Here is a 14,251-nt window from a genome sequence, read left to right as displayed (position 1 = left end):
GGCAGCATCATGTCACGTGTAGGTAAATATCCGGTTCCGCTGCCGCAGGGCGTTTCGATCACCGTGGTCGATGGCATTCTGACCGCCAAGGGCAAGCTGGGCGAGTTGACCATGCCGGTGTCCGAGCGGGTCGAGGCGAAGATCGAGGATGGCAAGCTCGCCGTCATTCCGCGCAACAAGGAGGCCGCATCGCGCATGATGTGGGGCACCACGCGTGCGAATGTCGCGAACATGGTCGAGGGTGTCTCGAAAGGGTATGCGAAGGTTCTGGAAATCACCGGGACGGGTTTCCGCGCTGCGGTGCAGGGCTCGAATCTGGTGATGAACCTGGGGTTTTCGCATGACGTGGTCTTTGCGGTGCCGCCCGGCATCAAGATTTCGTGCGAGAAGCCGACCTTGATCAAGGTCGAGGGGATCGACAAGCGGCTGGTGGGTCAGGTTTGTGCCGAAATCCGCGCCTTCCGTCCGCCGGAGCCCTATAAGGGTAAGGGCGTGAAGTTCGAGGGCGAGGCGATCCGGCGTAAGGAAGGCAAGAAGAAGTAATGACCGCGACATATGACAATGAAGTGCGGCGCCGGCAGCGCCTGCGCTACCAGCTGAAGCAGAAATCGGGCGGAAGGCTGCGGCTTTCGGTGTTCCGGTCGGGCAAGCATATCTATGCCCAGGTGATCGATGATGCCGCGGGGCGGACGCTCGCCGCGGCCTCGTCGCTCGACGCGGGGTTGAAGACCGAGCTCAAGACCGGCGCCGATCGCGCTGCTGCGGCGGCTGTCGGGAAGCTGGTGGCCGAGCGCGCCAAAGAGGCCGGGATCACCAAGGTCGCGTTCGATCGTGGTGCGTATAAATATCATGGCCGGGTGAAAGCCCTGGCCGATGCCGCTCGCGAGAGCGGTTTGGACTTCTGAGGAGCATAGCGCATGGCACGTGAAGCACGAGACGGCGGTCGTGGCCGCGAGCGCGAGCGGGACCGGGACGGCGATGAGCTGATCGACAAGCTCGTCACCATCAACCGTGTCGCCAAGGTGGTGAAGGGCGGACGCCGGTTTGCGTTCGCCGCCCTGGTGGTGGTTGGCGACCAGAAAGGTCGCGTCGGTTTCGGCGCCGGCAAGGCGAAGGAAGTGCCCGAGGCGATCCGCAAGGCGACCGAGCGTGCCAAGCGCGGCATGATCCGGGTGCCCATGAAGGAGGGTCGGACCTTGCACCACGACATCGAGGGCCATTACGGCGCGGGTCATGTGGTGTTGCGTTCGGCACCGGCGGGCACCGGGATCATTGCCGGCGGTCCGATGCGCGCGGTGTTCGAGACGCTGGGGATTGGCGACGTGGTTGCCAAGTCGCTCGGTAGCCGGAACCCGCACAACATGGTGAAGGCAACGGTCGCCGCGCTGGCGAACTGCGCAAGCCCGCGGACGGTGGCGGCGCGGCGCGGCAAGAAGGTGGCGGATCTGTTCGGCACCAAACGCGAGAAAGAGGTGACGGCCGATGTCTGATCCGATCAAACGCGTTCGCATCACCCAGACCGGGTCGGCGATCGGGCGCAAGCCGGGCCAGAAGGAAACACTGGTCGGGCTCGGGCTGCGCCACATGCATTCCACGCGCGAACTGGCGGGCACGCCCGAAACCATGGGGCGGATCAGGAAGGTCGCGCATCTTTTGAAGGTCGAGGAATTGACCTCGGGGACTGAGCCATGAATCTGAATGAATTGCGCGACAATCAGGGTGCGCGCCTGAAATCGAAGCGGCTGGGCCGTGGCATCGGATCGGGCAAAGGCAAGACATCCGGCAAGGGCGTCAAGGGTCAGAAGGCGCGTGAAGGCGTCTCGCTGAACGGGTTCGAGGGTGGTCAGCTGCCAATCTATCGGCGTATGCCCAAGCGCGGCTTCACCAATGTGAACCGCAAGGATTACGCGCCGTTGAACGTGGGCACGCTGGCGATGCTGGTCGCGTCCGGCAAGCTCGATGCTTCGGCGCCGATCACCGAGGCGCATCTGCGGGCGGCGGGCGTGTATGCCGGTTCGAAGCTGTCGGGTGTGCGGCTGCTGGGGCGCGGCGAGATTTCGACCAAGGTCGAGATCGAAGTGTCCGGCGCGTCGGCCACGGCGGTTGCGGCGATCGAGCAGGCCGGCGGCACGGTGAAAACGCTGGTGGCGAAAGCCGAAGCGGCAGCTGCCTAAATTATCGAGAGTTTTTTGGTTCTTTTTCGTAAAAAAGAACGGCTCTTTGGAACAAGGGGCAGCAAGGGGCGGCCAGCGCATTTGGTTCTTGCCGTCTTCAGTGTAACGCATATAAGCAACGGCGCCTCATCCGCATGAGGCGCCGTTGTTATTTGGGGATCATTCATGGCTTCCGCTGCTGAACAGCTTGCATCGAGTTTCAATCTCGAAACCCTGTCGAAGGCGACCGATCTCAAACGGCGGATCTGGTTTACGCTGGGGGCGCTGATCGTGTTCCGGCTGGGGACGTATATTCCGATCCCTGGTGTCGATCCGACGGTGATGGAGCATATGCTGGCGCAGAACGGCGGCGGCGTGCTGGGCATGTTCAACATGTTCACCGGCGGCGCGCTGGGTCGGATGACGGTGTTTGCGTTGAACATCATGCCGTATATTTCGGCCTCGATCATCATGCAGTTGTTGCAGGCGGCGGTGCCGACGCTGGAGACGCTGAAGAAAGAGGGCGCTTCGGGGCAGCAGAAGCTCAATCAATACACGCGGTATCTGACGGTATTCATCGCGCTTGCGCAATCCTATGGCATCGCGATCGGGCTTGAGCATATCACCAGCGCGGTCGGGCCGGCGGTGATCGAGCCGGGCGGGTTCTTTCTGGTGACCACGATCATCACGCTGACCGGCGGCACGGTGTTCCTGATGTGGATCGGCGAGCAGATCACGTCGCGCGGGATCGGCAACGGGTCGAGCCTGATCATTTTTTCGGGGATCGTGTCGGCGTTTCCGGGCGCGATTGCCAGCGTGTTACAGTTGGGTGCGACGGGCGGGCTTTCGACCGGCTTCGTGATCGGGTTTTTTATCATGGCGCTGGTGGTCGTCGCGTTCGTGGTGTTCATGGAGCGGGCCCAGCGGCGGGTGCTGATCCAGTACCCGAAACGCCAGGTGGGCAACCGGATGTTCGGGGGCGATGCTTCGCATCTGCCGATGAAGGTGAACACCTCGGGCGTGATACCGCCGATCTTTGCGAGCTCGCTGCTGCTGATTCCGGCGACGATCGTGGGGTTCAGCCATGGCACCGGGCCGGCGTGGTTGCAGTTTCTGGCGCGGCAGCTTTCGAACGGGCAGCCGGGCTACATGATTTTATATGCCGGGCTGATTATTTTTTTCTCGTATTTCTATACGGCCGTGGTGTTCAATCCGGAGGAGACCGCGGATAATCTGAAGAAATATGGCGGGTTCGTGCCGGGGATCAGGCCGGGGGCGAATACCGCGAAGTATTTTGATACCGTGCTCACGCGACTGACCACGATCGGGGCGGGGTATCTGGTGATCGTGTGTCTGATCCCACAATTTTTGATCGGGCAGTTCGATCTTGCCGCGGGCTATTATTTTGGTGGCACATCGCTGCTGATTGTGGTTTCTGTGACAATGGATACGGTCGCACAGATCCAGTCACATTTGCTTGCACATCAATATGAAGGCCTGATCAGAAAAGGCCGCGGAAGGACACGAACCAGATGAACATCATTCTCCTCGGCCCGCCTGGTGCCGGCAAAGGGACCCAGGCCAAGCTTCTGCAGGAGCGCTACCACGTCGGGCAGATTGCCACGGGTGACATGCTGCGGGCCGAGGTCAAAGCCGGGACCGAGTTGGGCGCGATCGCCAAATCGGTGATGGAGGCCGGTGGGCTGGTTTCGGACGATCTGATCATCAACATGCTACGCAAGCGTTTGGCCCAGGATGATTGCCGGCACGGGTTCATTCTTGACGGGTTTCCGCGGACAGTGCCGCAGGCGGAGGCGCTCGATGCGATGCTGGCGGCGGAGAAACAGGATCTGCGGGCGGTGATCCTGCTCAAGGTCGATGAGGATGTGCTGGTCGAGCGGATCGCCGGGCGGTTCAGCTGTGCCCAGTGCGGCGCCGGGTATCATGATAAGATGCACCCGACCGCGCAGGCCGGGGTGTGCGACAAATGTGGCTCGACCGAGTTCATCCGGCGGCCGGATGACAACCCGGTGACGGTGAAGCAGCGGTTTACCGCCTACAACCAACAGACCGCGCCGATCGTGCCGTATTACCAGGGGCGGAACATCTACTACGAGGTGGATGGCATGGCGGACATGGATGACGTGACCATTGCGATCGAGGCCGCGCTGCGCAAGGCAGGGATTCCGGCGCCGGTTGCGATGTCTGCGGACTGATCGCGTCAGCCATCGGCGGGAGATCACGAAAAATTGATGCCATTTGATTGACTCGTATCGCCCCCGGCGATAGAGACACCCATCTGCGGCGCTCCCTGGCGGGGCGCCGCACTTTGTTCAGATGATGACTTTCGGAATTGGGTTCTGCCCGTCGGGCGGATCGGGTTTTGTGGTTGTCATTACCCAGTCGACGATTTCAATCCGCATCAGCGGAGACCAAGGAGCAGCTTCGTGGCGCGTATTGCTGGCGTAAACATTCCATCGAACAAGCGCGTGCTGATCAGCCTGCGTTACATCTACGGTATCGGGCCGAGCAAGGCTCGTGACATTTGCACGACGCTGAATATCGGTGACGACAAGCGGGTCAACCAGCTGTCGGACGACGAGATTGGCAAGATCCGTGAATTGATCGACAAGGATTTCCGCGTCGAGGGTGATCTCCGCCGTGAAGTGGCGATGAACATCAAGCGGTTGGTCGATCTGGGTTGCTACCGCGGCCTGCGCCACCGCAAGGGTCTGCCGGTTCGTGGTCAGCGGACGCATACCAATGCGCGGACCCGCAAGGGCAAGGCCGTGGCAATCGCCGGTAAAAAGAAGGTTACGAAGTAGCCTTTCGGTTCTTCGTATCGATGCAGTGATCCGCGCCGGACTGGGTCTGGCGGCGGATCGAGAGAAAGACAGGATTTTCTATGGCCAAACCAGCCGCCGTGCGTCCCCGCCGCAAGGAACGCAAAAATATCAGTTCAGGTGTTGCCCACGTGCTCGCCAGCTTCAACAATACGATGGTGACGATCACCGACGCGCAGGGCAATGCGATTTCGTGGTCTTCCGCCGGGAGCCAGGGTTTCAAGGGCAGCCGTAAGTCGACCCCGTATGCCGCGCAGGTTGCGGCCGAGGATGCCGGCCGCAAGGCGCGCGAACACGGGATGGAGACGCTGGAAATCGAAGTGAGCGGTCCGGGTTCGGGCCGTGAGAGCGCGCTGCGCGCGTTGCAGACCGTTGGGTTTTCGATCACGGCGATTCGGGATTTGACGCCGATTCCGCATAACGGCTGCCGCGCCCGCAAGCGCCGCCGGGTGTAATCCGCCGGGTGTGACGGGCTTGCGTTGTGTGCCTGGCGGACGATGCGTTTTTGGAAGGTGAGGGCGGGTTTGTCGCCTGACCGGAGGATTTGATGCTGAAAGATACCAACTTGGCAATGCAGCGGAACTGGCAATCGCTGCGCAAGCCGGAGAAGCTCGATATCGAGCCCGGCGCCGATGACATGCGGATGGCGACGATCATTGCCGAACCGCTCGAGCGCGGGTTCGGTGTGACCCTGGGCAACGCGTTGCGGCGCATTCTGCTGTCGTCGCTGCATGGTGCGGCGGTGACCGCGGTGCGAATTGATGGCGTGCTGCATGAGTTTTCCTCGATCGCGGGTGTGCGCGAGGACGTGACCGACATCGTGCTGAACATCAAGCAGATCGCGGTGCGGATGCATGGCGATGGTCCGAAGCGGATGACGCTGAGCGCCAAGGGGCCATGCGAGGTGACGGCTGCGATGATCCAGTCCGGCCATGACATCGAAGTGATGAATCCGGACCTGGTGCTGTGCACGCTGGACGATGGCGCGACGCTGGGCATGGAATTCACGGTCGATTCGGGTCGTGGCTATGTCGCCGCTTCGGCCAACCGGCCGGAAGACGCGCCGATCGGGTTGATTCCGGTCGATTCGATCTATTCGCCGGTGCGCAAGGTTTCCTATCGCGTCGAGCCGACCCGCGTCGGGCAGGTGACCGATTATGATCGGTTGATCATCGCGATCGAGACCAACGGTGCGGTGACGCCCGAGGATGCGGTGGCGCTGGCCGCGCGCATTTTGCAGGACCAGTTGGGCATGTTCGTCAATTTCGAGGAACCGCAGCGGTTGCGTTCGGAAGAGCCGCGCCCTGAACTGCCGTTCAACCCCAATTTGCTGCGCAAGGTGGACGAACTCGAATTGTCGGTGCGTTCGGCGAACTGCCTGAAGAACGACAATATCGTCTATATCGGCGACCTCGTGCAGAAATCCGAACAGGAAATGCTGCGCACGCCGAATTTCGGCCGGAAGTCGCTCAACGAGATCAAGGAAGTGCTGACCGCCATGGGGCTCGGCCTTGGGATGTTGGTGCCGGACTGGCCGCCTGAGAATATCGAAGATCTGGTCAAACGTTCCGACCAGCCGTTCTAACTCGTCATTTTTCTGATCTGGAGTAACCCTTATGCGTCACGGAATTGCTGGACGTAAACTCGGCGTCACCACGTCCCACCGTGCGGCCATGTTCCGCAACATGGCGGTGGCCCTGCTCAAGCATGAGCAGATCACCACGACGTTGCCGAAGGCCAAGGAGCTGGCGCCGGTGGCTGACCGGTTGATCACGCTGGGCAAGCGCGGGGGGCTGCATGCACGCCGCCAGGCTCATGCGGTGCTGCGCGATGAGGTGATCGTGTCCAAGCTGTTTGCCGCGTTGGCCGACCGGTACAAGGAGCGCCAGGGTGGTTACACCCGTGTGCTGAAGGCCGGGATGCGCTATGGCGATGCGGCGGATATGGCGGTGATCGAACTGGTCGATCGTGATCTGGCGGCGAAGGGGCTCGATAGCGGTCCGAAGCCCGAGGTCAAGGATGATGAGGACGATACGGCTGAGGCGGCTTGAGGTCGCGTTAGATAAGGCAAGCACTTCTTTTTTGTAAAAAAGAAGCAAAAAACTTTTTGGATCTGGGCGATGGGCCGTTCTTGTTGCTCGGGTAAGTTTGCTCACTTTTGGTTGAGACGAATGTTAGGCGCTGCTTCGGCAGCGCCTTTTTCGTTGCAATGCACGGAATCGGCGTTATCGTCGGCGGCATGAATCGTAGCATCCTGTTAGCGTTTCCGATCGTATTTCTCACATCCTGTTCGGGGGGTATGGGGTCGGGCCCGCGGACGCCTGCTCAGGCGAAGGCCGACAATTCATCGTTTCTGACGAGCCTGCCGGAAGCGTCGCAGAAGATGGTGCTGTTCTGCCAGGGGCAGTTTCAGAGTGAGGTGGGCGGGACGGTCTATATCGTAGCCGCACCGTCGCTGCAGAGCGGCGACATCCAGGCCAATTCGACCAGCACCGTGATCAATTCGCATGTCGTTATGGTGTATGACCGGGTCGAAGGCGCGGCAGTGACGTCCGCAGCGCGCTCATGCAGCCTGCACTCGAAAAATCTGGTGGTCCACCCGTCCCACGCCGAATGAGTGAGGCACCAGCCTCAACCCAAGTCCGATCCCAGACGAATAAAAGTTTTTTGCTTCTTTTTTACAAAAAAGAAGCCTTCCCTTCCCTGCCGTGCTGCCCCCATCCCGAGACGCAAGCAATTTATGCTGGACATAGCCGACCAACTCCGGTAACCACTAGTCTAGGTCAACACTCTTGAAGGGGGCTACAATGTATTTTGATGCAGTTGCCTCCTTTAGCGGGATCCGGTTCGAGCCAACGCGCGCTACGAACTAGGTTCTCCGCCCGGCACTTTCTGGTGCCCGTTCGATCGTTTTCAACATTGATATCTCAGAGGTGATCTCGCGTCAGCGGGGTCGGTCATTTCATGTCATCCTTGGATCTTAAGATCGCATCGCCGTTTCGTGCGGTGTTTGGTTTCGTCTTTCGGCGGTGGCGGACTCATCCGGGGCTGTTTGCTGGGACGGTGATTGCCATGCTGCTGGCGACGCTGACCGATGTGTTCATGCCGCTCTATGCCGGCGATCTGATCAATGCGGTCGCGACACACAGCCGCGCCTCGTTGCACGCGGCGTTAATGGCGCTGGCGATGATTGCCGCACTCGGCGCCGCACAGACCCTGCTGCGCTACATCGGGTTTCGCTCGATCGTGGGTCTGACCCTGAAGATCATGGGGGAGATGGCCAGCGATTCCTTTTACCGGGTGCAGCGCTTTGCCTCGGACTGGCATGCCAATAATTTTGCCGGTGCGATCGTGCGGAAGATCACCCGCGGCATCTGGGCGCTGGATCTGCTGAACGATACCGTGCTGATCGCGATGCTGCCGGCGCTTGCCGTCTTGATCGGGACATCGGTCATGCTCGGGCTGCAGGCGCCATCGATCGGTGGGCTGATCGCCGTGGGTGCGACGGTCTATGTCGGCGCGACGGTGTGGTTGCAGACGCGTTATGTCTCGCCCGCCTCGCAATTGTCCAACCGCTGCGATACCGCGATGGGCGCAGCACTGGCCGACGCCGTTTCCTGCAACGCCGTGGTGAAGGGGTTTGCCGCCGAGGCGCGTGAGGATGCGATTCTCGCGCGGGTGATCGACAAATGGCAGCGCCGGACCCGGCGCTTCTGGTTCCGGGGCAACCGGGTCGGCACCGGGCAGGGCGGCGCACTGATGGTGCTGCGCGTCGCGATCATCGGTCTTGCGCTGTATTTGTGGTGGATCAGGCAGGCGACGCCCGGTGAGGTGGCGACCGTGATCACCGCCTATCTGATCGTGCTCGGCTACCTGCGCGACGTGGGCTATCACATTGCGATGCTGCAACGGGCCGTCAACGAGATGGAGGATATGGTGCGCATGGAGGCGCAGCCCTTCGCCGTCGCCGATCGGCCCGGAGCGATGCCGGCGCAGATCCTGCGGGGCGAGATTGTGTTCGATCGCGTCGATTTTGCCTATGGCAAGCATGTCGAGCCGCTGTTCCGGGCGTTGTCGGTGACGATCGCCTCGGGTGAACGGGTCGGGCTGGTCGGGCATTCGGGCTCGGGCAAGACGAGCTTTGTCAAGCTGATCCAGCGCCTGCACGACGTGACCGGCGGGGACATCAGGATCGATGGGCAGAGCATCGCGCAGGTGACGCAGGCCTCGCTGCGGGGGTCGATCGCGATCGTGGCGCAGGAGCCGATTTTGTTTCATCGCTCGCTGGCCGAGAACATCGCGTATGGAAGACCCGATGCGACGATGGCCGAGATTGAGAATGCGGCGATGCTGGCGAACGCGCATGATTTCATTATGGCTTTGCCGAACGGGTATCGCACGCTGGTCGGCGAGCGGGGGGTGAAACTCTCGGGCGGCGAGCGGCAGCGGGTGGCAATCGCGCGGGCGTTTCTGGCCGATGCGCCGATCCTGATTCTCGATGAGGCGACGGCGAGCCTGGATTCGGAATCGGAGGCGCTGATCCAGCAGGCGGTCGAGCGGTTGATGACCGGGCGCACCGTGATCGTGGTCGCTCACCGGCTTTCGACCGTGCGGGCGCTGGACCGCATCCTGGTTTTCGATCAGGGTCGGCTCGTGGAGCAAGGCACGCATGAGGCGTTGACGGCACGGCCCGGTGGTATCTATCGCCGGCTGTTCGAGCGGCAGGCGCTTGGGTTGATGACGCACGAATAAAGAGGGACATGATAATGAAGTTCGATGACATCGAGGCGGTGACGCCGACGCGCGACAGTCTGGCGGCGGCCTATGCCTCGCTCAACGGATTGCTCGACCGCGATGCGGTGCGCGAGGCGCTGGCTGAGTGGGAAGGGCTGCGCCGCGCGACCGGGACCTGGTCGGCGCTCGTGCATCTGCGGTTTTCGCAGGATACCGCGAACGAGGATTACAAGGCGGCGCGCGAATATGCCGATGCGCTGGGCCCGGTGATCGCGGATCATGAGACTAGTTTCAAGAACCGGCTGCTCGCCCTCGATCCCGCGGTGATCGAGGACCAGTACGGCAAACACGCGGTGGATATCTGGCGCAACGCCGTGACGACGTTTGCCCCCGTGATCGCCGATGATCTGGAGGAGGAGTCGAAGCTCGAGGCACGCTATACCGCGCTGCTGGCTTCCGCGAAATTCGTTTTCGATGGCGAGACGGTCAATCTGGCGGGGCTGACGCCCTATACCGAGAGCGTGGATCGGGACACGCGGCACCGGGCCGCCGCGGCGCGCTGGGGGTTTTTCGCCGAGCATGGCGCCGAGCTCGATGATATCTACGACCAGTTGGTGAAGCTGCGCCACAAGATGGCGCGGGCGCTGGGCGATGAGACGTTCACGCCCCTTGGCTACCGGCGGATGGGGCGGCTGGATTACGGGCCCGAGCAGGTTGCGACCTATCGGGCCGAGGTGCTCAAGCACGTGACGCCGCTGGTGGCCAGGCTGGTCGAACAGCGGCGGATCGCGAACGGGTTGGACACGCTCTATGCGTGGGACGAGCCGTTGACCGACCCCCAGGGCAATCCGAAGCCGCAGGGCGGTCATGATGAGCTGGTGGCCAAGGCCAATGCGATGTTCGAGGCGATGGACCCCCGGCTGGCCGGGTTCTACCGGCAGATGAACGAAGGCGGCTTCATGGATCTGAAGAACCGGCCGACCAAGGCGGGCGGTGGGTTTTGCACCTCGTTTCCGGCGGTTGGGATGCCGTATATTTTTGCCAATTTCAACGGCACGCACCACGACGTGGATGTGTTCACCCATGAGATGGGGCACGCGTTTCAGAACTATCAGAGCCGCAATCAACCTTCGGTCGATTATCTGTGGCCGACCTCGGAATCGGCGGAAATCCACTCGATGAGCCTGGAGTTTCTGGCCTACCCGCACATTGCGCCGATGTTTGGCGACCAGGCGGCGCGGTATCGGCGGATGCATCTGATCGGGGCGCTGGAGTTTTTGCCGTATGGCGTGTGCGTCGATCATTTTCAACACGAGGTCTATGCGCGGCCGGATGCGACGCCGGCGGAGCGCCATGCGATGTGGCGGCGGCTGGAGGCGATGTATCTGCCGTGGCGCAACTGGGGCGATCTCGCGTATCCGGCGATGGGCGGACGGTGGCAGGCGCAACTGCACATCTATCGCGCGCCGTTCTACTACATCGATTACACGCTGGCACAGTGCTGCGCCTTGCAGTTCTGGGTGAAATCGCAGCAGGATTACCAGGCGAGTTTTGACACCTATGTCGATCTCTGCGGCCTGGGCGGCTCGGCGCCGTTCGGCAAACTGGTGGAAGCCGCCAAGCTGAAATCGCCGTTCGAGGCGGGTGCGTTGCAGGCGGTGGTGGAGACCGCCGAGGCGACCCTGGCGTTGTGAGGTGAGGCGTTTTTCGATGGTGTCTGGTGGTATAGGGTGCCGATGAGTTTCCCGCACATCACGGCGATCTATGCCGCGATCCTGCGGGGTGGGTGAGGATAGGAAGGCTTCTTTTTTGTAAAAAAGAAGCAAAAAACTTTTTGACTCTGGAACACGGGCGGTTTCACCGGCACTGGTCTAGATTAATAAAGTTTTTTTTGCTTCTTTTTTGTTCACAAAAAAGAAGACTCTTCCTCCCTCGCCTTGCGTTTGATGTCGCAGGCTTGACCTTCCCATCATGGGAATCACCATATCCACGGTGATGGAAAGGACTTTCCCATGAACATGCTCACGCCGATGCCCGACCGGGCCGCAGCCGACGAAATCAGTGTGGATCTGGCGATCGAGGGGATGACCTGCGCCTCGTGCTCTGGGCGGGTCGAGCGGGCGTTGCGGAAGCTGGACGGTGTTGGTCTTGCCGAGGTCAACCTGGCCAGCGAAACCGCGCGCGTGTTGGCGCGCGGGGTAGATGCGGCGGCGATGATCGCGGCAGTGGAGCGGGCGGGGTATGGCGCGCATGTGATCGATCCCGCGGGCGACGCCGATGAGGCGGCGCGGCGCGAAAGGGCGGCGCGGCGGGATTATGAGGTGCTGGCGATCTCCGCGGCGTTGACCGCGCCGCTGGTGATCGGGATGATCGCTGATCTGGCCGGGGCGCGGTTCATGCTGCCGGGCTGGCTGGCGCTGGCGTTGGCGACGCCGGTGCAGGTCTGGATCGGCGCGCGGTTCTATCGGGCCGGGTACAAGGCGCTGCGTGCGGGCAGCGCCAACATGGATGTGCTGGTGGCACTCGGCACCTCGGCCGCTTACGGCATGAGCCTGTATCTGCTCCTGCGGTCCTGGATGGTTGGCGGGCGGCCGGTGCTGTATTTCGATTCATCGACCGTGGTGATCACGCTGATCCTGTTCGGCAAATTGCTCGAACAGCGCGGCAAGCGCCAGACCGGGGCGGCGCTGCAGGCACTGACCGCGCTGCGCCCGGCGCGGGCGACGCTGCGCGCTGCGGATGGCACGGAACGGCAGGTGGCGGTAGGCGCGATCCGGTTGGGTGATCTCGTCGTGGTCAAGCCGGGTGAGCGGATCGCGGTGGATGGGACGATCCGCGCGGGGGAGAGCGCGATCGATCTGTCGATGCTGACCGGGGAGAGCGTGCCGGTGAGCAAAGGCGTCGGCGATCCGGTGACAGGCGGGGCCATCAACGGCGATGGGGTGCTGCTGGTCGAAACCACGGCGGTCGGCGGCGAGACGACGCTGGCGCGGATCATTCGGCTGGTGGAAACCGCGCAGTCCGGCAAGGCGCCGATCCAGGCGCTGGTGGACCGCGTGGCGGCGGTGTTCGTGCCGGCGGTGCTGGTCGTGGCGCTGATCACGCTGATCGGTTGGCTGCTGGCGGGGGGCACGGTGGAACATGCGGTGTTGACCGCCGTTGCGGTGCTGGTGATCGCGTGCCCCTGCTCGCTCGGGCTTGCCACACCGACGGCGGTGATGGCGGGAACCGGTGTGGCGGCGACGCATGGTATTCTGATCAAGGACGCGGAAACGCTGGAGCGCGCACGGTCGATCGATACCGTCGCGTTCGACAAGACCGGCACCTTGACCCAGGGGCAGCCAACCGTCGTGGCGCTGCACGCCGTGGAGGGCGGTGATCCTGTTGCCGTGCTGCGCCTCGCGGCCGCGGTGCAGCGGGGCAGCGAGCATCCGCTCGCCCGCGCGGTGCTGGCGCGGGCGGCGGCTGATGGGGTTCAGCCGCCTGGCGCGGCGGCGGTGAAAGCGTTGCCAGGACGGGGGATCGAGGCGGTGGTGAACGGCCGGCGGCTCATGCTCGGCAGCGGCCGGTTGCTCGGCGAATCCGGGGCGGATGCGGGGACGCTGCGTGATGTCGCGGCCACACTCGAGCACGAGGGCCGTACTGTTTCATGGTTGATCGATCGCGGCGCGGTGGATCAGGCGGACACGCCGGCTGTGCTTGGTCTCCTCGCGTTCGGCGATGCGGTGAAATCAGGATCACGCCGTGCCGTGGCCGCGTTGCGTGCGCGGGGCATTCGTGTCGTGCTGCTCACCGGGGATAGTCAGGGAAGCGCCGCTGTCGCCGCAAAAGCCCTCGGCATCGATGAGGTGCGGGCCGAACTCCTGCCCGGCGAGAAAGCGGACATGGTCCGGCGCCTCCGCAACGAAGGCCGCATCGTCGCCATGGTGGGCGACGGCGTGAATGACGCCCCGGCACTTGCCGCCGCCGATCTCGGGATCGCGATGGCCACGGGATCGGACGTCGCCATGCACACCGCCGGCATCACGCTGATGCGCGGCGACCCCACGCTGGTTGCAGCCGCGTTGGATATCGCCAACAAAACTTTTGGCAAAATCCGCCAAGGCCTGTTCTGGGCCTTCGCGTTCAACACCATCGGCATCCCGCTCGCAGGCCTCGGCCTGCTCAACCCCATGATCGCCGGCGCTGCCATGGCGGCCTCCAGCGTCATCGTTGTCACTAATGCGTTATTGCTGCGGCGGTGGCGGGCAGGGCGGTAGACAATACTGGTTGGCGCGGCATCCGACCCGGGGAAAGATTTTTTCGAGGCGTATTTCTATTTGCGCATTTGTTGGATGGGAGGACATTTGCGATGGCGGTGCCGATCGTGCTGCATTCGAATTTTCCGGGGAATTGATTTTGGTGCCTGGTGCGGCGCTTGCGGGACGCCAGATCGGGCGCACCGGATCATCGCGCTTACGGTAATCCATGATGCGGCAGGGCCGTGATAGCCTGCCTGGCGCGGCGAACAGGGCCGTCAGC

At 62.5% G+C, this 14,251-nt stretch carries 15 protein-coding genes; all 15 read left to right on the top strand.

All coding sequences use genetic code 11. From position 1 onward, the window contains the following. Window positions 1–9 precede the first annotated feature (9 nt). The 15 genes from rplF to AruPA_RS08190 all read left to right on the top strand — a co-directional run bounded on the left by rplF (window position 10) and on the right by AruPA_RS08190 (window position 13,989). Entirely contained in the window at window positions 10–543 is a 534-nt protein-coding gene (gene rplF, locus AruPA_RS08260) for a 50S ribosomal protein L6 (RefSeq protein ID WP_265636192.1), read from the top strand. Next, complete coding sequence (rplR, locus tag AruPA_RS08255) at window positions 543–905, top strand: 50S ribosomal protein L18 (protein WP_265636191.1); 363 nt, start codon at window positions 543–545, stop codon at window positions 903–905. The genes rplF and rplR overlap by 1 nt, the downstream gene beginning before the upstream one ends. 12 nt (window positions 906–917) lie before the next feature. Then, on the top strand, window positions 918–1,490 hold the full coding sequence (gene rpsE / locus AruPA_RS08250) for a 30S ribosomal protein S5 (RefSeq protein WP_265636190.1): 573 nt from the start codon (window positions 918–920) through the stop codon (window positions 1,488–1,490). Then, window positions 1,483–1,692: a 50S ribosomal protein L30 gene (gene rpmD, locus AruPA_RS08245; protein WP_265636189.1), complete on the top strand. Its 210-nt coding sequence runs from the start codon at window positions 1,483–1,485 to the stop codon at window positions 1,690–1,692. Before rpsE ends, rpmD begins: the two co-directional genes overlap by 8 nt. Beyond that, window positions 1,689–2,174: a 50S ribosomal protein L15 gene (rplO, locus tag AruPA_RS08240; protein ID WP_265636188.1), complete on the top strand. Its 486-nt coding sequence runs from the start codon at window positions 1,689–1,691 to the stop codon at window positions 2,172–2,174. Before rpmD ends, rplO begins: the two co-directional genes overlap by 4 nt. A 165-nt stretch (window positions 2,175–2,339) precedes the next feature. Continuing rightward, window positions 2,340–3,689, top strand: a complete 1,350-nt coding sequence (gene secY, locus AruPA_RS08235) for a preprotein translocase subunit SecY (RefSeq protein ID WP_265636187.1) — start codon at window positions 2,340–2,342, stop codon at window positions 3,687–3,689. After that, window positions 3,686–4,369: an adenylate kinase gene (locus AruPA_RS08230; protein ID WP_265636186.1), complete on the top strand. Its 684-nt coding sequence runs from the start codon at window positions 3,686–3,688 to the stop codon at window positions 4,367–4,369. The genes secY and AruPA_RS08230 overlap by 4 nt, the downstream gene beginning before the upstream one ends. 231 nt (window positions 4,370–4,600) lie before the next feature. Continuing rightward, entirely contained in the window at window positions 4,601–4,978 is a 378-nt protein-coding gene (rpsM, locus tag AruPA_RS08225; RefSeq protein ID WP_265636185.1) for a 30S ribosomal protein S13, read from the top strand. A gap of 80 nt (window positions 4,979–5,058) precedes the next feature. Then, window positions 5,059–5,451, top strand: coding sequence for a 30S ribosomal protein S11 (rpsK, locus tag AruPA_RS08220; RefSeq protein ID WP_265636184.1), 393 nt, complete (start codon window positions 5,059–5,061; stop codon window positions 5,449–5,451). 110 nt (window positions 5,452–5,561) lie between these two features. Continuing rightward, complete coding sequence (locus AruPA_RS08215) at window positions 5,562–6,581, top strand: DNA-directed RNA polymerase subunit alpha (RefSeq protein WP_265636274.1); 1,020 nt, start codon at window positions 5,562–5,564, stop codon at window positions 6,579–6,581. A 31-nt stretch (window positions 6,582–6,612) separates the two neighbouring features. After that, entirely contained in the window at window positions 6,613–7,047 is a 435-nt protein-coding gene (gene rplQ / locus AruPA_RS08210) for a 50S ribosomal protein L17 (protein WP_029312077.1), read from the top strand. 188 nt (window positions 7,048–7,235) lie between these two features. After that, window positions 7,236–7,613, top strand: a complete 378-nt coding sequence (locus AruPA_RS08205; protein WP_265636183.1) for a hypothetical protein — start codon at window positions 7,236–7,238, stop codon at window positions 7,611–7,613. A gap of 347 nt (window positions 7,614–7,960) precedes the next feature. Beyond that, window positions 7,961–9,748, top strand: a complete 1,788-nt coding sequence (locus tag AruPA_RS08200; RefSeq protein WP_265636182.1) for an ABC transporter ATP-binding protein — start codon at window positions 7,961–7,963, stop codon at window positions 9,746–9,748. A 14-nt stretch (window positions 9,749–9,762) separates the two neighbouring features. After that, window positions 9,763–11,424, top strand: a complete 1,662-nt coding sequence (locus AruPA_RS08195; RefSeq protein ID WP_265636181.1) for a M3 family oligoendopeptidase — start codon at window positions 9,763–9,765, stop codon at window positions 11,422–11,424. Window positions 11,425–11,742: 318 nt separating this feature from the next. Next, the gene (locus AruPA_RS08190) at window positions 11,743–13,989 is read left to right on the top strand and encodes a cation-translocating P-type ATPase (protein WP_265636180.1); all 2,247 of its coding nucleotides are present in this window, start codon (window positions 11,743–11,745) and stop codon (window positions 13,987–13,989) included. The last annotated feature ends 262 nt before the right edge of the window (window positions 13,990–14,251 follow it).

Origin of the sequence: Acidiphilium sp. PA (assembly GCF_026191915.1) — a bacterium.
In the GTDB taxonomy this organism is placed as follows: Bacteria; Pseudomonadota; Alphaproteobacteria; order Acetobacterales; family Acetobacteraceae; genus Acidiphilium.
The sequence above is the reverse complement of the archived record's forward strand: the minus strand, read 5'-3'. Positions and strand labels throughout refer to the sequence as shown.

Excerpts from the sequence above, each read along its gene's own strand:
- rplF (WP_265636192.1), top strand. The coding sequence starts at position 10 with ATGTCACGTGTAGGTAAATATCCGGTTCCGCTGCCGCAGGGCGTTTCG.
- rplR (WP_265636191.1), top strand. The coding sequence starts at position 543 with ATGACCGCGACATATGACAATGAAGTGCGGCGCCGGCAGCGCCTGCGC.
- rpsE (WP_265636190.1), top strand. The coding sequence starts at position 918 with ATGGCACGTGAAGCACGAGACGGCGGTCGTGGCCGCGAGCGCGAGCGG.
- rpmD (WP_265636189.1), top strand. The coding sequence starts at position 1,483 with ATGTCTGATCCGATCAAACGCGTTCGCATCACCCAGACCGGGTCGGCG.
- rplO (WP_265636188.1), top strand. The coding sequence starts at position 1,689 with ATGAATCTGAATGAATTGCGCGACAATCAGGGTGCGCGCCTGAAATCG.
- secY (WP_265636187.1), top strand. The coding sequence starts at position 2,340 with ATGGCTTCCGCTGCTGAACAGCTTGCATCGAGTTTCAATCTCGAAACC.
- AruPA_RS08230 (WP_265636186.1), top strand. The coding sequence starts at position 3,686 with ATGAACATCATTCTCCTCGGCCCGCCTGGTGCCGGCAAAGGGACCCAG.
- rpsK (WP_265636184.1), top strand. The coding sequence starts at position 5,059 with ATGGCCAAACCAGCCGCCGTGCGTCCCCGCCGCAAGGAACGCAAAAAT.
- rplQ (WP_029312077.1), top strand. The coding sequence starts at position 6,613 with ATGCGTCACGGAATTGCTGGACGTAAACTCGGCGTCACCACGTCCCAC.
- AruPA_RS08205 (WP_265636183.1), top strand. The coding sequence starts at position 7,236 with ATGAATCGTAGCATCCTGTTAGCGTTTCCGATCGTATTTCTCACATCC.
- AruPA_RS08200 (WP_265636182.1), top strand. The coding sequence starts at position 7,961 with ATGTCATCCTTGGATCTTAAGATCGCATCGCCGTTTCGTGCGGTGTTT.
- AruPA_RS08195 (WP_265636181.1), top strand. The coding sequence starts at position 9,763 with ATGAAGTTCGATGACATCGAGGCGGTGACGCCGACGCGCGACAGTCTG.
- AruPA_RS08190 (WP_265636180.1), top strand. The coding sequence starts at position 11,743 with ATGAACATGCTCACGCCGATGCCCGACCGGGCCGCAGCCGACGAAATC.